At 69.7% G+C, this 21,260-nt stretch carries 19 protein-coding genes; 12 read left to right on the top strand and 7 right to left on the bottom strand.

Features of this window, described 5'->3' with window-relative positions; translation table 11 throughout:
* Positions 1-47 precede the first annotated feature (47 nt).
* The 3 genes from IF89_RS0117045 to IF89_RS40835 form a co-directional block, all read right to left on the bottom strand.
* Positions 48-917 (bottom strand): AraC family transcriptional regulator, encoded by an 870-nt coding sequence (locus tag IF89_RS0117045; RefSeq protein WP_030768034.1) that lies wholly within the window; start codon positions 915-917, stop codon positions 48-50.
* Between the two features lie 108 nt (positions 918-1,025).
* Positions 1,026-1,187 (bottom strand): hypothetical protein, encoded by a 162-nt coding sequence (locus tag IF89_RS45990; RefSeq protein WP_158717873.1) that lies wholly within the window; start codon positions 1,185-1,187, stop codon positions 1,026-1,028.
* Between the two features lie 25 nt (positions 1,188-1,212).
* Complete coding sequence (locus IF89_RS40835) at positions 1,213-1,728, bottom strand: hypothetical protein (RefSeq protein ID WP_051807135.1); 516 nt, start codon at positions 1,726-1,728, stop codon at positions 1,213-1,215.
* A gap of 306 nt (positions 1,729-2,034) precedes the next feature.
* Between IF89_RS40835 and IF89_RS40830 the strand changes: the two genes are divergently transcribed.
* Positions 2,035-2,604, top strand: a complete 570-nt coding sequence (locus IF89_RS40830; protein WP_234327784.1) for a ferredoxin — start codon at positions 2,035-2,037, stop codon at positions 2,602-2,604.
* 377 nt (positions 2,605-2,981) lie between these two features.
* Here the strand turns inward: IF89_RS40830 and IF89_RS0117025 are convergent, their stop codons facing one another.
* Entirely contained in the window at positions 2,982-4,511 is a 1,530-nt protein-coding gene (locus tag IF89_RS0117025) for a helix-turn-helix domain-containing protein (RefSeq protein ID WP_030768021.1), read from the bottom strand.
* A gap of 102 nt (positions 4,512-4,613) precedes the next feature.
* Positions 4,614-4,787, bottom strand: a complete 174-nt coding sequence (locus tag IF89_RS47680) for a hypothetical protein (protein WP_234327787.1) — start codon at positions 4,785-4,787, stop codon at positions 4,614-4,616.
* 40 nt (positions 4,788-4,827) lie between these two features.
* Between IF89_RS47680 and IF89_RS49350 the strand changes: the two genes are divergently transcribed.
* On the top strand, positions 4,828-5,166 hold the full coding sequence (locus tag IF89_RS49350; protein WP_051807133.1) for an alpha/beta fold hydrolase: 339 nt from the start codon (positions 4,828-4,830) through the stop codon (positions 5,164-5,166).
* Positions 5,148-5,348: a hypothetical protein gene (locus IF89_RS49345; RefSeq protein ID WP_051807132.1), complete on the top strand. Its 201-nt coding sequence runs from the start codon at positions 5,148-5,150 to the stop codon at positions 5,346-5,348. Before IF89_RS49350 ends, IF89_RS49345 begins: the two co-directional genes overlap by 19 nt.
* A 27-nt stretch (positions 5,349-5,375) precedes the next feature.
* On the opposite strand, the gene IF89_RS0117015 is transcribed toward IF89_RS49345, so the two are convergent.
* The gene (locus IF89_RS0117015) at positions 5,376-6,212 is read right to left on the bottom strand and encodes a transglutaminase domain-containing protein (protein WP_030768017.1); all 837 of its coding nucleotides are present in this window, start codon (positions 6,210-6,212) and stop codon (positions 5,376-5,378) included.
* A 472-nt stretch (positions 6,213-6,684) separates the two neighbouring features.
* On the opposite strand from IF89_RS0117015, the gene acnA reads away from it, so the two are divergent.
* The 4 genes from acnA (at position 6,685) to IF89_RS0116995 (ending at position 13,075) form a co-directional block, all read left to right on the top strand.
* Positions 6,685-9,402: an aconitate hydratase AcnA gene (acnA, locus tag IF89_RS0117010; RefSeq protein ID WP_030768012.1), complete on the top strand. Its 2,718-nt coding sequence runs from the start codon at positions 6,685-6,687 to the stop codon at positions 9,400-9,402.
* 323 nt (positions 9,403-9,725) lie between these two features.
* Positions 9,726-11,150: an N-acetylglucosamine/diacetylchitobiose ABC transporter substrate-binding protein gene (ngcE, locus tag IF89_RS0117005; protein WP_030768010.1), complete on the top strand. Its 1,425-nt coding sequence runs from the start codon at positions 9,726-9,728 to the stop codon at positions 11,148-11,150.
* A 40-nt stretch (positions 11,151-11,190) separates the two neighbouring features.
* Positions 11,191-12,135 carry a carbohydrate ABC transporter permease gene (locus IF89_RS0117000; protein WP_030768008.1) on the top strand — a complete coding sequence of 315 codons (945 nt, stop codon included), beginning with the start codon at positions 11,191-11,193 and terminating at the stop codon, positions 12,133-12,135.
* A gap of 13 nt (positions 12,136-12,148) precedes the next feature.
* Positions 12,149-13,075: a carbohydrate ABC transporter permease gene (locus IF89_RS0116995; RefSeq protein WP_030768006.1), complete on the top strand. Its 927-nt coding sequence runs from the start codon at positions 12,149-12,151 to the stop codon at positions 13,073-13,075.
* Between the two features lie 10 nt (positions 13,076-13,085).
* On the opposite strand, the gene IF89_RS40815 is transcribed toward IF89_RS0116995, so the two are convergent.
* Positions 13,086-13,961, bottom strand: coding sequence for a hypothetical protein (locus tag IF89_RS40815; RefSeq protein ID WP_051807131.1), 876 nt, complete (start codon positions 13,959-13,961; stop codon positions 13,086-13,088).
* Between the two features lie 409 nt (positions 13,962-14,370).
* Between IF89_RS40815 and IF89_RS0116985 the strand changes: the two genes are divergently transcribed.
* The 5 genes from IF89_RS0116985 to dxs all read left to right on the top strand — a co-directional run bounded on the left by IF89_RS0116985 (position 14,371) and on the right by dxs (position 21,243).
* Positions 14,371-15,585 (top strand): ROK family transcriptional regulator, encoded by a 1,215-nt coding sequence (locus IF89_RS0116985; RefSeq protein ID WP_030768000.1) that lies wholly within the window; start codon positions 14,371-14,373, stop codon positions 15,583-15,585.
* 117 nt (positions 15,586-15,702) lie between these two features.
* Complete coding sequence (locus IF89_RS0116980) at positions 15,703-16,815, top strand: sugar ABC transporter substrate-binding protein (protein ID WP_030767997.1); 1,113 nt, start codon at positions 15,703-15,705, stop codon at positions 16,813-16,815.
* A 156-nt stretch (positions 16,816-16,971) separates the two neighbouring features.
* The gene (locus IF89_RS0116975) at positions 16,972-17,760 is read left to right on the top strand and encodes an ATP-binding cassette domain-containing protein (protein ID WP_030767995.1); all 789 of its coding nucleotides are present in this window, start codon (positions 16,972-16,974) and stop codon (positions 17,758-17,760) included.
* Between the two features lie 23 nt (positions 17,761-17,783).
* On the top strand, positions 17,784-19,064 hold the full coding sequence (locus IF89_RS0116970; protein WP_030767992.1) for an ABC transporter permease subunit: 1,281 nt from the start codon (positions 17,784-17,786) through the stop codon (positions 19,062-19,064).
* A gap of 262 nt (positions 19,065-19,326) precedes the next feature.
* Positions 19,327-21,243: a 1-deoxy-D-xylulose-5-phosphate synthase gene (gene dxs, locus IF89_RS0116965; protein ID WP_030767989.1), complete on the top strand. Its 1,917-nt coding sequence runs from the start codon at positions 19,327-19,329 to the stop codon at positions 21,241-21,243.
* The last annotated feature ends 17 nt before the right edge of the window (positions 21,244-21,260 follow it).

Raw genomic sequence — 21,260 nt, 5'->3', positions numbered from 1 at the left:
CGAGCGCTGCGCCGAACCACCGGTTACCGCCCGGGGGTCGAGGTGGGCTACGCCGGTTCGACGGGCAGCCACAGCTCGCAGGTCGCGGTGCTGAAGTCCGCCGCGCGGTCGAGGGTGGCGACGATCGAGGGGCCGGGGCGCAGGCGCCACGGGTTGGAGGGGAACCAGTCGGTCGCTGTCGCCGCCCACGTCGTCTGCAGGGCCTGCGGATGCGGTCCACTGGTACGGAAGACCGCCCACATCCCGGCCGGTACCTCGATGGTGTCGAGGCCGTCCGGGGCCGGCGTGTCCCCGCCGAGGGCGACTCCGTGCAGGTAGGTCAGTTCGCTGCCCTCCGGCGCGTCCGGATCGACGTCGTCGGAGACCTGGAGCAGGCCTCGCGGTTCGGTGTCGCTCAAGGCCTTCAGCCGCAGGTGCTCCTCCGCCGGCAGGGCCGCGATGTGCTCCTGGATGTGCGGGTTGACGCCCTGGTGGATGAGCGGGACCCGGGCGGCGTGTCCGACCAGCCGGAACGCGGGGCGGTTGACGAGGCGGGTGTCCATGGGGACGCTCCCTTCGACGGTCAGGCGGAACCTGAGCTGCGGCTGCGTACGCAGGGGGCCTCCGTCGCGGCGCACGTCACCGGGGCCGGCGCCGTGCACCGAGCGGAACGCCCGCCCGAACGCTTCGGCCGACCCGTACCCGTGCCGGACCGCGATGCCCAGCAGGTCCCCCTCACCGCGGACGACGTCGGCGGCGGCGACGGTCATGCGCCGCCGCCGTACGTACTCCGACAGCGGCATGCCGGCCAGGGACGAGAACATCCGGCGCAGGTGGTACTCGGTGGTGCCGAGCCCCCGCGCCAGCGCGTTCACGTCGGGATCCTGAGCGAGGTGCTCCTCGACGAGGTCGACGAGCCGGTTGAGTGCCGAGATCACGAGGCCTCCTTTCGCCTCCCACCCTGGCAGCCCACCCCGCGCCCCCACCCGACCGCTGCGAACCGATCCGGTCAGGCGGTGGGTGCGGGGCGGGCGCAGACCGCCGGACTAGGCACTGTCGAGGATGCTGCCGACCGTCTCCGTGATCCGGTGCCTCCACTTGTGCCGGCGGTTGCAGTACTGGCGCGGGAACCAACGCCGTTCCTGCGGAATCGGCTGGTTGCACCACTTGCACAGCACCGTGCGGCCTCGGCTCGCGAAATCCCCCATGCCCCGACTCTAACCGCAGCGCTTTTCAGTAGCCCCAGCGCTGGCCGACGCCGCTGTCCTGACGGCAGTGGATGGCGCGCCCGCCGGCGTCGCGCCCGGAGGTCCCGATGTCGGCCTTTCTGCATATCTGACCAGCTTTGTAGCAGTTCCCGGCGTTGGAGAGCGGGTAGCAGTCGGTGTTCTTCGCCTGGGTGGGCTGGGGAGCCGGAGCCGTGGTGCGGGTGCGCGCAGGAGCGGGAGGTGCGGCGGCCGGCTCGGTGGCGGCGGGTGGCGGCGCCGTGGGCCGGGCGGTCGTCGGCGGAGCGGTAGTGGGGGCACTCGGCGTCGCACTGGCGCTCGGGGTCGGCGTGACGGACGCCGCCGGGGGCGTGGCACTGGCGGTGAGGGCCGTACTCGTGCTCGCGCTCGGGGCGACGGCGCCGCCGGCACTCGGATCGCAGGCGGCGAGCATCAGCACGGTGGCGACGACGGCGAGCACGCCCCCGTATCGCCGCTCGCGCTTCTCGCGGTGGTTCTCGCTGCCGGGCAGGCGCATGGCCATCTGAGGCTCCTGTAGAACGGGGCACGTGGGATGGCGAGCAAGCTACTCGGCAAGTTGAAGCTTGTACGGTCATTTACGGAAACTCGCGCCGCGGCACGACGAAACGAACGTCCGACCAACCGCTCAGCAACGGGGGCCGGCCGAGGCTTCGGGTATCCCGATCTCGTGGTCGACCCTGACGTAATGTGCGGTCACGAGGGTGTATCCCGATCAGCGTGCACGTGGCCTCCAGGTCATCGTTGCTCGGCAACGCCGATCCTGGACACCCTCGCCGGGTCTGGGCGGGGAATCGTGAAAGGGGTGGGCGTGAGCGAACGTCCGGGCTACTGGGATCCGCTCCCGGCTGTGCGTACGTCAGCCGGAACGACCCTGCCCTGGGAGGAGACGGTCACCGTCCTTGCTCCTGCAGAGACTTACCTGATGGGCCGTTGGGCCGAGCGGAACTGGCGCAATGTGCCGGGACCGTTCTACGGCGCGGAGACAGATACCTGCGAGATGGGCCCCGAGGTCGCACCACGGCACGTCATGTGCGACGAGAACGGTCAGGAGTTCGTCTTCCGTCAGCCCCGGCAACCTGCCGAGGTCAACAGGGTGCTCTTCGCAGCCTGGAACGATCCCTGCGGTCAGTACGGCATGGATGGCGACCAGTGGTGGACCACACAGTCCGTTCGGTCCTGGTGGCAGGAGCGCGCACGACTCCGGGAGTGGGCCGAGCACTTCGCCACCGCCCCATCCGGCTCCCACCGCTTCCCATACGGGCTGGCCGACCTGCTGTCCTACCTCGATGGTGACCTCCAGGCCCACCTCCGCGGCTATCTCTTCTGGTTGGAAGAGGGACGCCCTCCGACCGGCTCCGAGACTCTGCCCGACCTGTAGGCCTCGTAGGCATTCGGAGACACTCGTCCAGTGCTGTGACCACATGGGTTCACCGGGTCGGTGGTTGTGGCGGTTGGTGCCATGCTCCTTGCGAATTAAGGCAGCCTTCGCGGGCGGCGGGCAGTCCTACCAGTTGCCGAGGTCGGGTCAGTGCAGTGCCCTCGCCGACGCGCCGGCACATGGGCAACGGACGACTTGCCGAGTGCCTGAGCGAGGGTGGAGGGGACGAATCTGAACGGACCTACACGCACGTCATGCCCAACAGCCAGGCGCGAGCGCGAAAGGCCGTCGACGGGGTCTTCCGCGGGGGCGGAGACACCGGCGACGGCCCACAGACGGCCCAGGAGGACGAGAAGGCGTCCTGACCTGCGGCGTACTTAGATGTCGCGGAAGATCTCGATCTGGGCGCCGACCGAGTTGAGGCGTTCGGCCAGTTCCTCGTAGCCGCGGTTGATGACGTAGACGTTGCGCAGGACCGAGGTGCCCTCGGCCGCCATCATCGCCAGGAGGACGACCACCGCCGGGCGCAGGGCCGGCGGGCACATCATCTCCGCCGCGCGCCAGCGGGTGGGGCCCTCGACCAGGACGCGGTGGGGGTCGAGGAGTTGGAGGCGGCCGCCGAGGCGGTTGAGGTCCGTCAGGTAGATGGCGCGGTTGTCGTACACCCAGTCGTGGATCAGGGTCTGGCCCTGGGCGACGGCCGCGATGGCCGCGAAGAAGGGGACGTTGTCGATGTTCAGGCCGGGGAAGGGCATCGGGTGGATCTTGTCGATCGGCGCCTCCAGTTTCGAGGGGCGGACCGTGAGGTCGACGAGTCGGGTGCGGCCGTTGTCCGCCGTGTACTCCGCCGAGCGGTCGTGGTCGAGGCCCATCTCTTCCAGGACCGCGAGCTCGATCTCCATGAACTCGATCGGCACCCGCCGGATCGTCAGCTCCGACTCCGTGACGACCGCCGCGGCCAGCAGGCTCATCGCCTCGACCGGGTCCTCGGAGGGGGAGTAGTCCACGTCCACGTCGATGTTCGGGACGCCGTGGACGGTGAGCGTGGTCGTGCCGACCCCCTCGACCTTGACGCCCAGCGCCTCCAGGAAGAAGCACAGGTCCTGGACCATGTAGTTGGAGGAGGCGTTGCGGATGACGGTGACGCCGTCGTGCCGGGCGGCCGCCAGCAGCGCGTTCTCGGTGACCGTGTCCCCGCGCTCGGTCAGCACGATCGGGCGGTCGGGGGAGACTCCGGTCGCGACCTTCGCGTGGTAGATGCCCTCGGTCGCGGTGATGTCGAGGCCGAAGCGGCGCAGGGCGATCATGTGCGGCTCGATGGTGCGGGTGCCGAGGTCGCAGCCGCCCGCGTAGGGCAGGCGGAAGGTCTCCATCCGGTGCAGCAGCGGGCCCAGGAACATGATGATGCTGCGGGTGCGGCGGGCCGCGTCCGCGTCCATGGCCTCCATGTCGAGGCGGGCCGGCGGGACCAGCTCCAGGTCCACGCCGTCGTTGATCCAGCGGCTGCGGACGCCGATGGAGTTCAGGACCTCCAGGAGGCGGTAGACCTCCTCGATGCGCGCCACCCGACGCAGGACCGTACGGCCCTTGTTGAGCAGCGAGGCGCAGAGCAGGGCGACGCACGCGTTCTTGCTCGTCTTGACGTCGATGGCACCCGACAGGCGTCGGCCGCCGACTACGCGCAGGTGCATGGGGCCGGCGTAGCCCAGGGAGACGATCTCGCTGTCCAGAGCTTCACCGATTCGGGCGATCATCTCAAGGCTGATGTTCTGGTTGCCGCGCTCGATGCGATTCACTGCGCTCTGGCTGGTGCCGAGGGCGTCGGCGAGCTGACTCTGTGTCCAGCCCCGGTGCTGACGGGCGTCACGGATGAGCTTGCCGATGCGTACGAGGTAGTCGTCTGCCATGGGGGCACCGTATCTCAGATATGAGATGACTCCTGCGTCGAGTGGGGCGGATGGGTGTGTCGTACGGCGTGTCGCCGCGGGCGGAAGGCCCACTTCCGTATGTTACTGACCGTCAGGCTCCATGGCGGACCCGCCGTATGCGTGGTGCTCGACGACCCGGCCCAGCAGGCGTACGAGCTGCTCGCGCTCCGCCGCGGACAGCGGGGACAGGAGTTCGGCCTGGGCGGCGTCGAGGATCTGCTCCCGCTTCCGCAGCCGGCGACGGCCGGGCGGCAACCCGACCTCCTCCCACCTCTGGCGCGGTGTGCTGCCCCGCATGGAGGGCGCGGTCCGCGTCCTCGCGCCCGACCTCATCGGCATGGGCCGCTCGGGCAAGCCCGGAGGGGAGTACCGCTTCGCCGATCACGCCCGCTACCTCGACGCGTGGTGCGACGCCCTCGGGCTGGACGGGGCGGTGCTGGTCGGTCAGGACCGTGGCGGCGCGCTCGCCTTCGACCGGGCGGCCCGCCGCCCCGGCCGGATCCGCGGGATCGCCTTCATGGAGACGATCGTGCGCCCGATGCGGTGGGACGAGTACCCGCCCGCCGCACGCGCCAGGTTCGAGGCGATACGTACCCGCTGGCCGACAGCCCCTAGGTGCCCGAGCTGCTGCTGACCTTCGACGGCTCGCCCGCCCTGATGGTCGACGCCGAGACGGCCGCCTGGTGCGAGCGGAACATCTCGGCGCTGGAGAGCCGGTACTGCGGCCCGGCGGCCCACCTCTGCCCGGAGGGCCGGCCCGAGGAGATCGCCGCGGCGGTCGACGCCTGGGCCGCCCGCCACGCCCTCGCGACGTGACCGGCGGGGCGGCCCCCGCGGTCGGGGCTACGCCGCGCCGCGCCGGCCCAGGACCGGCTCCGCCACCAGCCGGGCGAGGCCGCACAGGGTCTGGCCGTACCGCGCGAAGAGCTCGTCGCGGGCGTCGTAGTGGCCGAGGTCGGCCAGCACGTACGCCGACAGGTCGCACCCGGCACCCGCACCCGCGCCCACCTCCCCGCCCGCGCCCGTGCTCGGGCAGGCCGCCGGCGGCGCGTCCCAGTCGATCGCCGTCCGCGCCAGCGCCTCGAAGAGGGTCTCGGACCCGGCGTTGGTGAAGCCCCCGCCCTGCGCCGCCGCCACGGGGCGCAGCCCTCCGAGGAGTTCCGACACCGTCAGCCAGGACGCGCGATCTCCGGCCCGGCCCGCCGGGGCCCCCGGTCGGAACTCCGGCCAGGCCAGCAGCACCTGGTCCGGGACGATCCGGCGCAGCCGCGGGAAGCGCGGGTACCAGAACGAGCCGTCCACCAGCAGTCCGCGCACCCGCGTCGGGACCCCGTACGCGCGCGCCGCCGCCTCCAGTACGGCCAGCCGCTGGCTGCACGACCCCCGCCCCAGGCGCAGTACCTCCGACACGGGCCGCTCGTCCTGTACGGAGTACACCGGCCGGACCGTGCGGGAGATCCATGTGTGGGCTCGGTGCAGGAACTCGACCTGGCCGCCCGGATCCGCCGGGGCGGCCGGGCCCGGTCCCAGCTGCCGCAGGAGTGCGGCGACCCGGGGGTCGCGCCAGTCCAGGATCGGGGTCGGGGCGGTGCTCCCCTCGGCCACCCCTGCGCGGGACGCCTCCCCGGCGCGTGCCGCCGTACGGGCCCGGCCCTTCGGCCTGAGCAGTGAGCTCGTCACGGGACGACGTCCTTTCGTCAGGCGTTCCTCCGGGCGCTCCCGGCGCCGCCCCCAGGGGGGGCTCCCGTCGGGCTGGACGCATCGTGACAGAAATTCTGAACGTGTTCAATGCCGCACGCTGAACGCGTTCAGTGGGGGAGGGGGTGGTGTGTCGCCCCACGTCTCCGCGGGGGCGCGTCGGGGCATGCGAGAAGGCCCGGTGAGGGGGTCCGGACGGTGCACGGGAAGGCCCGCAGGGGGCGTGGCGGAGCACCCTCCCGGCCCTCCGTGCCGCCGGGTGCGGGTGCGCGCCTCGTCGTCGCGCGCGGACATGTACTAGAGTTATCTCGACATCGAGATATCTGCCGAAGGCGTACCGCAGCCGCCCCCGCTGGTAAGGGCTACCTAACTTAGCCTGACCTTAGCGGATTGGCCAAGGGGCGTGGCGGCAGGATGCGGTAAACGCGCGAATTCATGCATGAAGGAGACTGTCGTGTCGGCGAACAGCTTCGACGCCCGCAGCACGCTGCAGGTGGGCGACGAGTCGTACGAGATCTTCCGGCTGGACAAGGTCGAGGGCTCCGCCCGCCTGCCCTACAGCCTGAAGGTGCTGCTGGAGAACCTGCTCCGCACCGAGGACGGCGCGAACATCACCGCCGACCACATCCGGGCGCTCGGCGGCTGGGACTCCCAGGCCCAGCCCAGCCAGGAGATCCAGTTCACGCCGGCCCGCGTGATCATGCAGGACTTCACCGGCGTCCCCTGCGTCGTGGACCTCGCCACCATGCGTGAGGCCGTGAAGGCCCTCGGCGGCGACCCGGCGAAGATCAACCCGCTCTCGCCCGCCGAGATGGTCATCGACCACTCGGTCATCGCCGACAAGTTCGGCACGAAGGACGCCTTCGCGCAGAACGTCGAGCTGGAGTACGGCCGCAACAAGGAGCGCTACCAGTTCCTGCGCTGGGGCCAGACCGCCTTCGACGACTTCAAGGTCGTCCCCCCGGGCACCGGCATCGTCCACCAGGTCAACATCGAGCACCTGGCCCGCACGGTCATGGTCCGAAACGGCCAGGCCTACCCCGACACCCTCGTCGGCACCGACTCGCACACCACCATGGTCAACGGCCTCGGCGTGCTGGGCTGGGGCGTCGGCGGCATCGAGGCCGAGGCCGCGATGCTCGGCCAGCCGGTCTCCATGCTGATCCCGCGCGTCGTCGGCTTCAAGCTGACCGGCGAGCTGCCCACCGGCACCACCGCCACCGACCTGGTGCTCACCATCACCGAGATGCTGCGCAAGCACGGCGTCGTCGGCAAGTTCGTCGAGTTCTACGGCGAGGGCGTCGCCGCCACCTCGCTGGCCAACCGCGCCACCATCGGCAACATGTCGCCGGAGTTCGGCTCCACCGCCGCGATCTTCCCGATCGACGGCGAGACCCTGAAGTACCTCAAGCTCACCGGCCGCTCCGAGCAGCAGGTCGCGCTCGTCGAGGCGTACGCCAAGGAGCAGGGCCTGTGGCTGGACCCGGCCGCCGAGCCGGACTTCTCCGAGAAGCTGGAGCTCGACCTCTCCACGGTCGTCCCCTCCATCGCCGGCCCGAAGCGCCCGCAGGACCGCATCGTCCTCGCGAACGCCGCCCAGCAGTTCGCCGTGGACGTGCGCAACTACGTCGACGACGTGGACGAGGCGGGCAAGGAGTCCTTCCCGGCCTCCGACGCCCCGGCGAACCACCCGAACGGCAGCCCCTCGAAGCCCACCCTCGTCACCCTGGCCGACGGCTCCTCCTTCGAGATCGACCACGGCGCCGTCACCGTCGCCGCGATCACCTCCTGCACCAACACCTCGAACCCCTACGTCATGGTCGCCGCGGCGCTCGTGGCGAAGAAGGCGGTCGAGAAGGGCCTGACCCGCAAGCCGTGGGTCAAGACCACCCTGGCCCCGGGCTCGAAGGTCGTCACCGACTACTTCGACAAGGCCGGCCTGACCCCGTACCTCGACAAGATGGGCTTCAACCTCGTCGGGTACGGCTGCACCACCTGCATCGGCAACTCCGGTCCGCTGGACGAGGAGATCTCGAAGGCGATCAACGAGCACGACCTCGCGGTCACCTCGGTGCTCTCCGGCAACCGCAACTTCGAGGGCCGGATCAACCCCGACGTCAAGATGAACTACCTGGCCTCCCCGCCGCTGGTCGTCGCGTACGCCATCGCGGGCTCCATGAAGGTGGACATCACCACCGAGGCCATCGGCATCGACACCGAGGGCAACCCGGTCTACCTCAAGGACATCTGGCCCTCCGAGGCCGAGGTGAACGACGTCGTGGCGAACGCCATCGGCGAGGACATGTTCAGCAAGTCCTACAGCGACGTCTTCGCGGGCGACGCCCAGTGGCAGGCGCTGTCGATCCCGACCGGCAACACCTTCGAGTGGGACCCGCAGTCCACCTACGTCCGCAAGCCCCCCTACTTCGAGGGCATGACGATGGAGACCACCCCGGTCTCCGACATCGCCGGCGCCCGCGTGCTGGCGAAGCTGGGCGACTCGGTCACCACCGACCACATCTCCCCGGCCGGTGCGATCAAGGCCGACACCCCGGCCGGCAAGTACCTCACCGAGCACGGCGTCGAGCGCCGCGACTTCAACTCGTACGGTTCCCGCCGCGGCAACCACGAGGTCATGATCCGCGGTACCTTCGCCAACATCCGCCTGCGCAACCAGATCGCGCCGGGCACCGAGGGCGGCTTCACCCGCGACTTCACCGTCGAGGGCGGCCCGGTCTCCTTCATCTACGACGCCTCGCAGAACTACCAGGCCGCCGGCATCCCGCTGGTCATCCTGGCCGGCAAGGAGTACGGCTCCGGATCGTCCCGCGACTGGGCGGCCAAGGGCACCGCGCTGCTCGGCGTCAAGGCCGTCATCGCCGAGTCCTACGAGCGCATCCACCGCTCCAACCTGATCGGCATGGGCGTCCTGCCCCTGCAGTTCCCCGAGGGTGCGAGCGCGGCCTCCCTCGGCCTCACCGGCGAGGAGACCTTCTCCTTCACCGGTGTGGAGGAGCTGAACAACGGCACCACCCCGCGCACCGTCAAGGTGACCACCGACACCGGTGTGGAGTTCGACGCGGTCGTCCGCATCGACACGCCGGGTGAGGCCGACTACTACCGCAACGGCGGCATCATGCAGTACGTCCTGCGGAACCTCATCCGCGGCTAAGGGCGCGCCAGGCGGAGCGATCCGCCGACTGTCGGCACCATAGGGCCGTACCCCCGACGAGGGGGTGCGGCCCTTGTCGTTCTTCGCGGCGGCGGTCCCAGGTGACGGACAGGTCTCAACTCGGAAAAGCCGGGAACGATCCTTGTGCACGATCTTGCTCAGTCGAGCGGGAGTGGACTATACCTGTGCGCGTCCGGGGCTGCTGCGCGAGGAGCGGGCCCGGGCCGGGGGATGCCGAGGGACCTGCGGCGATGCCCGCACGCACGGCAACTGCCGCGATTTCCGGCCTCCTTCACACTCCTGACGAAGGCGAGGACATGAGCATGGGATCCACTGGTGAGGGCCTCGGCCGCCGTGATCTGATCAAGCGTTCCGCAGCGCTCGGCCTGATCAGCGTGCCGACGATGAGCTTCCTGTCCGCCTGCGCCTCCGGCGGGGGGGACACCACGAAGGGCCCCGACAAGGGGGCCGTGTCCAAGGAGAACCCCTTCGGCGTCCCGAAGGGCAGCAAGATGGACGTCGTCGTCTTCAAAGGCGGCTTCGGTGACGACTACGCGAAGGCCTGGGAGGCCGCCTTCGACAAGAAGTGGGGCACCACCAGCTCCCACCTCGGTACCCAGGAGATCACCGGGAAGCTCCAGACCCGTTTCAACGGCGGCAACCCGCCGGACGTCGTCGACAACTCCGGCGCCCAGAGGATCAAGCTCGACGTGCTCTTCAAGAGCAACCAGCTCGCCGACCTCACCCCCGTACTGGACGCCCCCTCCCTCGACGACCCGACGAAGAAGGTCCGCGACACGCTCATCGCGGGCACCGTCGAACAGGGCACGCAGGGCGGCAAGTTCGTCTCGCTGAACTACGTCTACACGGTCTACGGCTTCTGGTACTCCGGGAAGCTCTTCAAGGAGAAGGGCTGGACGCCGCCCAAGACCTGGGACGAATTCCTCGCGGTCTGCGCCCGGGCGAAGGAGGCCGGCCTCGGCGGCCTCGCCCACCAGGGGAAGTACCCGTACTACATCAACGTCGTCATCATGGACCTGATCGCCAAGAAGGGCGGTCTGGAGGCCATGAAGGCCATCGACAACCTGGAGCCGAACGCCTTCGAAGGCAACCCGGCAGCCCTCGCCGCCGTCGAGGCGGTCTACGAGGTGGTCGAGAAGGACCTGCTCCTGCCGGGCACGAACGGCCTCACCCACACCGAGTCCCAGACCGCCTGGAACCAGTACAAGGCCGCCTTCATCCCCTCCGGCTCCTGGCTGGAGAACGAGCAGCTCAAGCAGACGCCCGACGACTTCGACATGCAGTTCCTGCCGGTCCCGCTGCTCGCCGACAGCAAACTGCCCTTCGAGGCCATCCGGGCGGGCGCCGGTGAGCCCTTCATCGTCCCGGAGAAGGCCGCCAACAAGGCCGGCGGCCTGGAGTTCATCCGTTCGATGCTGTCGCGCGAGTGGTCGACCATCTTCGCGCAGCAGGCCAACTCGCTCACGGTGGTCAAGGACGGCGTGGACCCGGGGGTGAAGCTGCGGCCCGGCACCCAGTCGGCGGTGACCGCGCTCAAGGCGGCGGGAACGAACACCTTCAATTACCTTTACCCCGACTGGTACAGCGAGATGGACACGGCGATCCAGGACGCGTCCAACGAGCTGATGGCCAAGCGCATTCAGCCGAAGGAGTGGATCAAGCGGGCCCAGGCGGCGGTGAACAAGGCGGCGCAGGATCCGGGCGCCAAGAACAACCGTCGCAGCTGACAGCAGCCCACCGGTCACCGGCACACCAGGGACGGACACCATGAGCCAAGTAGTCCAGGGCAGGGGACGGGCCGGCTTCATCGCCGGCTTCCTCCTCGCACCCCTCGCGCTGTACCTGACCTTCGTCATCTGGCCGTACGTACAGACGTTCGGCTACTCCTTCACCAACTGGACGGGCCAGTCGCCGACCTTCGAGTTCGTCGGCGTCGAGAACTACTCCGCCCTGATGAAGGACGAGGTCTTCCGCGGCGCCCTCTGGAACAACCTGCTGCTCCTGGTGTTCGTCCCCGTCGTCACCATCCTCCTCGCCCTCTTCTTCGCCTTCATGGTGAACGCGGGCGGGAGGGGCGGGGCCGGCGGCGTACAGGGCGTGGCCGGCTCGCGCCTCTACAAGGTCGTCTACTTCTTCCCCCAGGTCCTCTCCCTCGCCATCCTCGCGGTGCTCTTCGGCGCCGTGTACCGCACCGACGAGGGCGGCCTGCTCAACGGCCTCCTCATCCGCGTCGGCCTCGTCGACCCGCTCCATCCCGTCGAATGGCTCAACGAGCCCCGCCTCGTCCTGTGGTGCCTGCTCCTCGTGGTGGTCTGGCACGGCGTGGGCTTCTACCTCGTCCTGTTCTCCGCCGCCATGCAGTCCGTGCCCAAGGACATCTACGAGGCGGCGCTCCTCGACGGGGCGGGCCGTGCCCAGACCTTCTTCCGGGTCACCCTCCCGCTGCTGTGGGACGCGGTGCAGACCTCCGCGGTCTACCTCGGCATCGCCGCGATGGACATGTTCGTCCTGGTGTCGACCATGACCTCCGGCCAGTTCGGCGGCGGCCCCGACCACCACAGCGAGGTCATGGCCACGGTGCTGATGAGGAACTTCCTCTACTTCGGCAAGAGCGGGTACGCCTGCGCCATGGGCGTGGTCATGCTCCTCCTCACCATGATCCTTTCCGTCATCACGCTGCGCGCCACCCGCCGCGAGCGCATCGAGTTCTGAGCGGGAGACCGTCATGACCACAGTGATCAAGGCTCCGGGCGAATCCGCGGCGGAGCGGTCCGGCGGAGCGGGCCCGGGCGGGGAGCGCAGCGGGGGACGGTCCGAGGGGATGGTCCTCAACGTCTTCTCCCACGGCTTCCTCGTCCTCTGGGCCGTCCTCATCGTGCTGCCGCTGATCTGGCTCGCCCTCGGCTCCTTCAAGACCGACGCACAGATCGGCGGCTCCGCCCTCAGCTGGCCGGCCAACTGGAACTTCGACGCGTTCGGCCGGGCCTGGGACAAGGGAATCGGCGCCTACTTCGCGAACACCCTCATCGTGATGGTCTTCTCCGTCCCGCTGACGATGCTGCTCGGCTCGATGGCGGCGTACGTCCTGGCCCGCTACCCCTTCCCGGGCAACCGGTTCCTCTACTTCTTCTTCGTCAGCGGGGCCATGTTCCCCGTCTTCCTCGCGCTCGTCCCGCTGTTCTTCATGGTCAAGCGGTTCGACATGCTGAACACGTACCAGGGTCTGATCCTCGTGTACGTGGCGTACTCGATGCCGTTCACCGTCTTCTTCATGCACTCGTTCTTCCGCACCCTGCCGACGGCCGTGCACGAGGCGGCGGTGATCGACGGCGCCTCCGACACCCGGATCTTCTTCCAGGTGATGGTGCCGATGGCCAAGCCCGGCCTGATCAGCGTCGGGATCTTCAACGTCCTGGGCCAGTGGAACCAGTACATCCTGCCGTCGGTGCTCATGCAGCCCCAGACCGGATCGGACCCGGAGCGCTACCTGCTCACGCAGGGGCTGATCCAGCTCCAGCAGCAGCAGGGCTACGAGACCGACCTGCCCGTGCTCTTCGCCGGCGTCACCATCGCGATGATCCCGATGCTGGTGGTCTACCTCTCCTTCCAGCGCCAGATCCAGGCGGGCCTGACCTCGACGACGCTGAAGTAGCGGCCCCCACTCACGTGCGGTCCGGGACCTTGCGCAGCTCGTAGTGCCGCCCGGAGCCGGGACCGCCGATCTCCTGCCGGATCCGGGGCTCCCGGGCGGTGCCGCCGACGCTCCAGGCGGGCCATGCGCACCCCGGCACGGCGATGCGGACCTTCTGTGCCCGGACGTCCCTGCCGCCCTCGTAGACCCAGGTCCCCGAACCCGAGCAGCTCGGCGCCGGGTCCAGCGGGTGGTCGACGGGGCTGCGCCCGCCCACGCCGGAGGCGGTGACGCGGCCGTCCGGGGTGAAGACCAGGGAGTTGCCCGTGCGGTCCACCCAGCTTCCCGTCATGGTCCCCGCCCCGATCCTCGGCGGTTCGTAGGCGGGCAGCAGGCCGACGGCGAGCCCGAGGGCGCCGAAGAGGCCCGTCCCCGCCACCACCGCCGTTCCCCACAGCGCGATCCGCCGCAGCAGGCCGTCGCGGCGGGGGAGGGCGGCGACCGCCCCCAGGGACAGCGACACCGTGGCCGCCGCCCAGAAGAGCAGCGTGTTCCCGGTGTCGGCGTCGTTGTACGTCGCGACGATCACGACGGGCACCGACAGCAGGGCCGCCACCGCCGGCGGCGCCCACCACCAGGCCGCACCCCTGCCGGGCCCGCGGGCGATGAGGTCGGTCAGCGCGACCGCCGGCAGGACGAAGACCAGCGACAGCAGGAACGAGGCGAAGCCGACGAGCGGCACGAGGGAGACGAGGGCCGCCGCGGTGGCGGCCCCATCGGGGGGTGTGTCCGGCGGCGGCTGCGTCCGTACGTACAGCAGGACCACCACGGCGGCGAGCGCCACCTCCAGACAGCCCACCAGCGTCGAGACCGCCAGCACCCGGGTGAACGACCGCTTCCGGCCCATGCGAACCCCCCTCGTGGCGGGGCGAGGAGAAACATCCGCCCGGCCGCCGATGTCACGCACCCATGATGCCAGCCGTGCTGAACGTGTTCAATTCATCGGAGGCGGCGGCCGCCGCGCAGCGCCCGGGGTGGCGGTGCGCCGCCCCGGGCGCTGCGCGGTCCGGCCGGAAGGGCCGCAGAGGGAGCCGGCACCTCAGCGACCGTGACACGATCAGGAGAGTCGCTCGCTCCCCCTTTCAGCCGGTAAGCCCGATTCGTATCGCGTCAGCCTCTTGACGTGCGGATGCGTAAAGGCTCGACTTAAGGTTCACAAGTTGGAGAGACGCCGGGGTCTCGGAGCGCGATGCCGCGTCGTGTCCCGGCCGGGGGGCGACGGCAGGCCGTCGCTAATGGGCAGGAGTGGATGAGTCGTGCAGACTCCCGGATCGCAGTCGTCGCTGCACCGCGCGAATCTCGAACGGGTCGTACGGGCGGTGCGGCTCGCGGGGTCGCTGACCCAGGCGGAGATCGCCCGTACCACCGGACTGTCGGCGGCCACGGTCTCCAACATCGTCCGGGAGCTGAAGGACGGCGGCACCGTCGAGGTCACCGACACCTCGGCCGGGGGCCGGCGGGCGCGGAGCGTGTCGCTGAGCGGTGACGCGGGCATCGTGATCGGCGTCGACTTCGGTCACACCCACCTGCGGGTGGCCGTCGGCAACCTCGCCCACCAGGTGCTGGCGGAGGAGTCCGAGCCGCTGGACGTCGACGCCTCCTGGGCCGACGGCTTCGACCGGGCGGAAGCCCTGGTCGGGAGGCTGATCGAGGGCATAGGGGTCGGGCTGGACAAGGTCATCGGCGTCGGCCTCGGCGTCCCCGGCCCCATCGACGTGGAGTCCGGGACCCTGGGCTCGACCGCGATCCTGCCGGGCTGGGCGGGGATCAACCCCCGCCAGGAGCTCTCGCAGCGCCTCGGTGTGCCCGTCTACGTGGACAACGACGCGAACCTCGGAGCCCTCGGTGAACTCGTTTGGGGGAGCGGCCGCGGAGTGAAGGACCTGGCCTACATCAAGGTGGCGAGCGGCGTCGGCGCCGGCCTGGTCATCAGCGGCCAGATCTACCGCGGACCCGGCGGCACGGCCGGCGAGATCGGCCACATCACGCTCGACGAATCGGGCCCGGTCTGCCGCTGCGGCAACCGCGGCTGCCTGGAGACCTTCGCCGCGGCCCGGTACGTCCTGCCCCTGCTCCAGGGCACGCACGGCCCCGAGTTGACGATGGAGCGCGTCGTCGAACTGGCCCGCGACGGGGATCCCGGCTGCCGTCGGGTGATCACGGACGTCGGCCGGCACATCGGCAGCGGAGTGGCCAGCCTGTGCAACCTCCTGAACCCCAGCCGGGTGGTCCTGGGCGGCTCCCTGGCGGAGGCGGGTGAACTGGTTCTGGCCCCCATACGTGAATCAGTGGGGAGGTACGCGATCCCCAGTGCGGCCCGGCAATTGTCGGTGCTCACGGGCTCTTTGGGCGGGCGGGCCGAGGTGCTGGGAGCACTGGCGCTCGTGCTGAGCGAGATGGGCGATTCGACACTTTTGTCAGACCATGGAAGTGGAGTGCGTGCTCCAGTCGTCTTGCCTTCAGGTAGATAACGAATGGCACCGTTGTCATCTCGTTAAGAATTCACTCCTTGACGGCAAAACGCGGCCGGGGTTGACTCACATCCACCTCGGCCGCGGCGTAGCGGCCTCGTCAGGGAGGTTCAAGTAATGAACACGCGTATGCGCAGAGCCGCCGTAGCCGTTGCCGCCGGCGCCATGGCCGTTTCCCTCGCCGCCTGTGGCAGCGCCAAGGAGGCCGGAGACACCAAGAAGGAGTCCTCCGGCGCCGCCAAGGGCGACGCGATCAAGGTCGGCCTGCTCCTGCCCGAGAACCAGACCGCGCGTTACGAGAAGTTCGACAAGCCGCTCATCGAGAAGAAGGTCGCCGAGCTCACCGGCGGCAAGGGCGAGGTCGTCTACGCCAACGCCAAGCAGGACGCGACCACGCAGAACTCCCAGGTCGACACGATGATCACCAACAAGGTGGACGTCCTGATCCTCGACGCGGTGGACTCCAAGGCCATCGCCGGCTCGGTCAAGAAGGCCAAGGACGCCGGCATCCCGGTGGTCTCCTACGACCGCCTGGCCGAGGGCCCGATCGACGCCTACACCTCCTTCGACAACGAAGAGGTCGGCAAGGTCCAGGGCAAGGCCCTGCTGGAGGCGCTGGGCGACAAGGCCAAGGACGGCCAGATCGTCATGATGAACGGCTCGGTCACCGACCCCAACGCCAAGCTCTTCAAGTCCGGTGCCCACTCCGAGCTCGACGGCAAGGTCAACGTCGGCAAGGAGTACGACACCGTCGAGTGGAAGCCGGAGAACGCCAACACCAACATGGCGGCCGCGCTCTCCGCGCTCGGCAAGGACAAGGTCATCGGCGTCTACTCCGCCAACGACGGCATGGCCGGCGGCATCATCACCGCCCTCAAGGCCGCCGGAGTCTCCCCGCTGCCCCCCGTCACCGGCCAGGACGCCGAACTCGCCGGTGTGCAGCGCATCGTCGCGGGCGAGCAGTTCATGAGCGTCTACAAGCCGTACGCCCCCGAGGCCGAGGCCGCCGCGAAGATGGCCGTCTCCCTCGCCAAGGGCGAGAAGCCCGAAGGCACCACCTCCACGGTCGACAGCCCCACCACCAAGGGCGTTCCCTCCGTGCTGATCCCGGTGATCTCGCTGACCAAGAACAACATCAAGGACACCGTCGTCAAGGACGGCGTCTACACGGTCGACGAGATCTGCACCGACAAGTACGCGGCCGCCTGCGCCGCCATCGGCCTGAAGTAAGGCCCCCGCGCCTCCCACGAGGCGCCCCCCGTGCCTGACCGGCGCCCCGCCCCTCCTTACCCCGCCACCCGGCGGGGCGCCGGGCAGAAACGTTCCCCCATTCGCCCCGCTCCTGCTCTTCTGCACGACATCCCCGCCGGTCAGGCGGCGAAGGAGATGGTTCATGTGTCCGCTGCGCCCGTGCTGGCGTTGCGAGGGGTCTCGAAGCGGTTCGGCGCCGTCCAGGCCCTGACCGACGTAGAACTCGAGATCCACTCCGGTGAAGTGGTCGCCCTGGTGGGCGACAACGGTGCCGGCAAGTCCACGCTGGTCAAGACGATCGCCGGCGTGCACCCCATCGATGACGGCGTCATCGAGTGGGAGGGGCGCCCGGTCTCCATCGGCAAGCCCCACGACGCCCAGAACCTGGGCATCGCCACGGTCTACCAGGACCTGGCGCTGTGCGACAACATCGATGTCGTCGGCAACCTCTTCCTCGGCCGGGAGCTCAAGAGCTTCGGCGTCCTCGACGAGGTGGAGATGGAGCGCCGCGCCCGCGAGCTCCTGACCACCCTGTCCATCCGGATCCCCAGTGTCCGCATCCCCATCGCTTCGCTGTCCGGCGGTCAGCGCCAGACCGTGGCGATCGCCCGTTCCATGCTGGGCGACCCCAAGCTCGTCATCCTCGACGAGCCCACCGCCGCCCTCGGCGTCGAGCAGACCGCTCAGGTGCTCGACCTGGTGGAGCGGCTGCGCGAGCGCGGCCACGCCGTCATCCTCATCAGCCACAACATGGCCGATGTGAAGGCCGTCGCCGACAAGGTGGCGGTCCTGCGGCTGGGCCGCAACAACGGTGTCTTCAACGTCGCCGACACCTCGCAGGAAGAGATCATCTCCGCCATCACCGGTGCCACGGACAACGCCGTGACCCGCCGGGCGGCCCGCACCGGGGAGGCCGGCAAGTGAGCACCCAGAACCCCACGGATCCGCTGAACAAGGACTCGGCCGGCCACATCGACCCGGTCAACCCGGCGGCCGCTCACGACGCGATCCCGGCCGTGGACCCCCGCCTGCTGGTCAGGGAGGAGGGGCTCGCCGGCTACTGGGGCGAGTTCAAGCGCAAGATGAAGGCCGGCGACCTCGGCTCCGTGCCGGTCGTGATCGGTCTGATCGTCATCTGGTCCATCTTCCAGGGACTGAACGAGAACTTCCTCTCCCCCGAGAACCTCACCAACATCGCGATCACGATGACCGGCACGGGCATGATCGCCATCGGCATCATCTTCGTGCTGCTGCTCGGTGAGATCGACCTCTCGGTCGGCTCCGTCAGCGGCGTCTCGGGCGCCATCGTCGCCGTCCTCGCCGTCACCCACGGCATGAACGAATGGCTCGCGATCCTGGCGGCCGTCGCCGGCGGCGCCCTGATCGGCTGCATCCACGGCTTCTTCTTCGCCAAGATCGGCGCCCCGGCCTTCGCCGTCACCCTCTCCGGCCTGCTCTTCTGGCTGGGCGCCATGCTGCAGATCCTCGGCAGCAACGGCACGATCAACCTCGACTCCGACGGCGTGGTCGGCCAGCTGACCACGTACTTCTTCTCGGACGTGGCCGTCGCCTACGGGCTGGCCGCACTCGCGGTGGTGGGCTACTTCCTCGCCGGCTTCCTCGACGCACGGCGCCGCGGCGCCGCGGGCATGCCCAGCCGCCCGCTCGCCGAGATCCTGCTGCGCACCGGCCTGCTCGCGGTGTTCGCCTTCGGCCCCGCCGTACTGTTCAACCAGTACAAGGGCCTGCCGCTCGCAGTGGTGGTCTTCCTGCTCGCCCTGATCGTCACGGACTTCGTGCTGCGCCGCACGACCTTCGGGCGAAACGTTTTCGCACTGGGTGGCAGCGTCGAGGCCTCCCGCCGCGCGGGCATCGACGTCACCCGGATCCGGATCACCGTCTTCGCGATCTCCAGCACCTTCGCCGCCATCGGCGGTCTCTTCTGGGCCTCCAAGATCGCGGCGGCCAACCAGAGCGCCGGCGCCGGCGACCTGCTGATGAACGTGATCGCGGCGGCCGTCATCGGCGGCACCAGCCTCTTCGGCGGCCGGGGCCGGACCTGGAACGCCCTCCTCGGCGTCATGGTCATCGTCTCGATCCAGTACGGTCTGGCACTGGAGGGCATCGCGACGCCGATCCAGTACATGATCACCGGCGCGGTCCTGCTGGCCACCGTGGTGATCGACTCGGTCACCCGCAAGACCCAGAAGACGGCCGGACGCGCCTGACCGCGCGCCCGACCGCCCGCGGAAGCCGTCCGCGGCGGTAAGAACGGTCACAGTGCCCGGCGCCACCTCGTGTGGCGCCGGGCATCCGTGCGTGCGAACACGGGCACTCCTGTGCGGGTATACGCCCGTATGCGCGGTGTGGCCGTCCGGTTGTCCGTACATGTATGACAAAGGTGTTACCCCGCCGGGACGGCCCGATGACCGCGCCCGCGAACGGAACATTAGACTCGACAGACCAGCAAGCAACTGCAAGGAGGCACGGGTGCTGCTGACCCGCATCAAGGGACCGCGCGATCTGGACCGGCTCAGCCAGGAGGAGCTGACCCAGCTCGCGGCCGAGATCAGGTCCTTCCTCGTCGACGCCGTCTCCAAGACCGGCGGGCACCTCGGCCCCAACCTCGGCGTGGTCGAACTGACGATCGCCCTGCACCGGGTCTTCGAATCGCCCAAGGACAAGGTCCTCTTCGACACGGGCCACCAGGCCTATGTCCACAAGCTGCTCACGGGCCGCCAGGACTTCGCCGGCCTGCGCACCAAGAACGGCCTGTCCGGCTACCCTTCGCGCGCCGAGTCCGAGCACGACGTGATCGAGAACTCGCACGCCTCCACCGTCCTCGGCTGGGCCGACGGCCTGGCCAAGGCCAACGAGGTGCTGGGCCGCCAGGACCACCACGTCGCCGCCGTCATCGGCGACGGCGCCCTGACCGGCGGTATGGCCTGGGAGGCGCTGAACAACATCGCCGCCGCCAAGGACCGCCCGCTCGTCATCGTCGTCAACGACAACGAGCGCTCCTACGGGCCCACCATCGGCGGCCTCGCCAACCACCTGGCCACCCTGCGCACCACCGACGGCTACGAGCGCTTCCTCGCCCGCGGCAAGGAACTCCTGGAGCGCACCCCGGTCGTGGGCAAGCCGCTCTTCGAGACCCTGCACGGCGCCAAGAAGGGCCTCAAGGACTTCATCGCCCCGCAGGGCATGTTCGAGGACCTGGGCCTGAAGTACATCGGCCCCATCGACGGCCACGACATCGAGGCCCTGGAGTCCGCGCTCCAGCGCGCCAAGCGCTTCAGCGGCCCGGTCATCGTGCACTGCCTCACCCAGAAGGGCCGCGGCTACACCCCGGCCCTGGAGCACGAGGCGGACCGTTTCCACGCCGTCGGCGTCATCCACCCCGACACCGGTCTGCCCGTCAAGACCGCCGCCGCCAGCTGGACCTCCGTCTTCGCCGACGAGATGGTCAAGATCGGGCACGAGCGCCCGGACATCGTCGGCATCACCGCGGCGATGCTCCACCCGGTCGGCCTCAACAAGTTCGCCGAGGCCTTCCCCGACCGCATCTACGACGTCGGCATCGCCGAGCAGCACGGCGCGACCTCCGCTGCCGGCCTCGCCACCGGTGGCGTCCACCCCGTCTTCGCGGTGTACGCGACCTTCCTCAACCGCGCCTTCGACCAGGTCCTGATGGACGTCGCCCTCCACAAGTGCGGCGTCACCTTCGTCCTGGACCGTGCCGGTGTCACGGGCGACGACGGCGCCTCCCACAACGGCATGTGGGACATGTCCATCCTCCAGGTCGTCCCCGGCCTGCGCCTGGCCGCACCGCGCGACGCCGAGCAGCTGCGCGCCCAGCTCCGCGAGGCCGTCGAGGTGAAGGACGCCCCGACCGTGGTGCGCTTCTCCAAGGGCGTCGTCGGCCCGGCCGTCCCGGCCGTCGGCCGGATCGGCGGCATGGACGTGCTCCGCGCCCCGCGCTCCGAGGTCACCCGGCCGGACGTACTGCTCGTCTCGGTCGGCGCACTGGCCCCGATGTGCCTGGAGATCGCGGACCTGCTCGACAAGCAGGGCATCTCCACGACCGTCGTGGACCCGCGCTGGGTCAAGCCCGTGGACGAGGCCCTGGCCCCGCTCGCGGACCGGCACCGCGTGGTCGTCACCGTCGAGGACAACGGCCGCGCCGGCGGTGTCGGCTCCGCCGTCTCGCAGGCCCTGCGGGACGCGGGCGTCGACGTGCCCCTGCGGGACTTCGGCATCCCCCAGCGCTTCCTCGACCACGCCCTGCGCAAGGAGATCCTGGCCGAGATCGGCCTGACCGCCCCGGACATCGCCCGGCAGGTCACCGGCCTGGTGGCCAAGCTGGACGGCCGCTACGACAGCGAGCCGGCCGCCACCGTCGACTGACGCCGGGTCGCCGCGCG

Source organism: Streptomyces sp. NRRL F-2664, assembly GCF_000719345.1.
Classification (GTDB): Bacteria; Actinomycetota; Actinomycetes; order Streptomycetales; family Streptomycetaceae; genus Streptomyces.
Note: the sequence above shows the minus strand (reverse complement) of the source record. Positions and strands in the feature narration are given on the sequence as shown.

What these genes read in the sequence shown, in the direction of transcription:
- IF89_RS45990 (WP_158717873.1), bottom strand. Translation starts at nt 1,187, where the DNA reads ATGGGGGATTTCGCGAGCCGAGGCCGCACGGTGCTGTGCAAGTGGTGC.
- IF89_RS40835 (WP_051807135.1), bottom strand. Translation starts at nt 1,728, where the DNA reads ATGGCCATGCGCCTGCCCGGCAGCGAGAACCACCGCGAGAAGCGCGAG.
- IF89_RS0117025 (WP_030768021.1), bottom strand. Translation starts at nt 4,511, where the DNA reads ATGGCAGACGACTACCTCGTACGCATCGGCAAGCTCATCCGTGACGCC.
- IF89_RS49350 (WP_051807133.1), top strand. Translation starts at nt 4,828, where the DNA reads ATGGAGGGCGCGGTCCGCGTCCTCGCGCCCGACCTCATCGGCATGGGC.
- ngcE (WP_030768010.1), top strand. Translation starts at nt 9,726, where the DNA reads ATGGGATCCACTGGTGAGGGCCTCGGCCGCCGTGATCTGATCAAGCGT.
- IF89_RS0117000 (WP_030768008.1), top strand. Translation starts at nt 11,191, where the DNA reads ATGAGCCAAGTAGTCCAGGGCAGGGGACGGGCCGGCTTCATCGCCGGC.
- IF89_RS0116995 (WP_030768006.1), top strand. Translation starts at nt 12,149, where the DNA reads ATGACCACAGTGATCAAGGCTCCGGGCGAATCCGCGGCGGAGCGGTCC.
- IF89_RS40815 (WP_051807131.1), bottom strand. Translation starts at nt 13,961, where the DNA reads ATGGGCCGGAAGCGGTCGTTCACCCGGGTGCTGGCGGTCTCGACGCTG.
- IF89_RS0116980 (WP_030767997.1), top strand. Translation starts at nt 15,703, where the DNA reads ATGAACACGCGTATGCGCAGAGCCGCCGTAGCCGTTGCCGCCGGCGCC.
- IF89_RS0116975 (WP_030767995.1), top strand. Translation starts at nt 16,972, where the DNA reads ATGGTTCATGTGTCCGCTGCGCCCGTGCTGGCGTTGCGAGGGGTCTCG.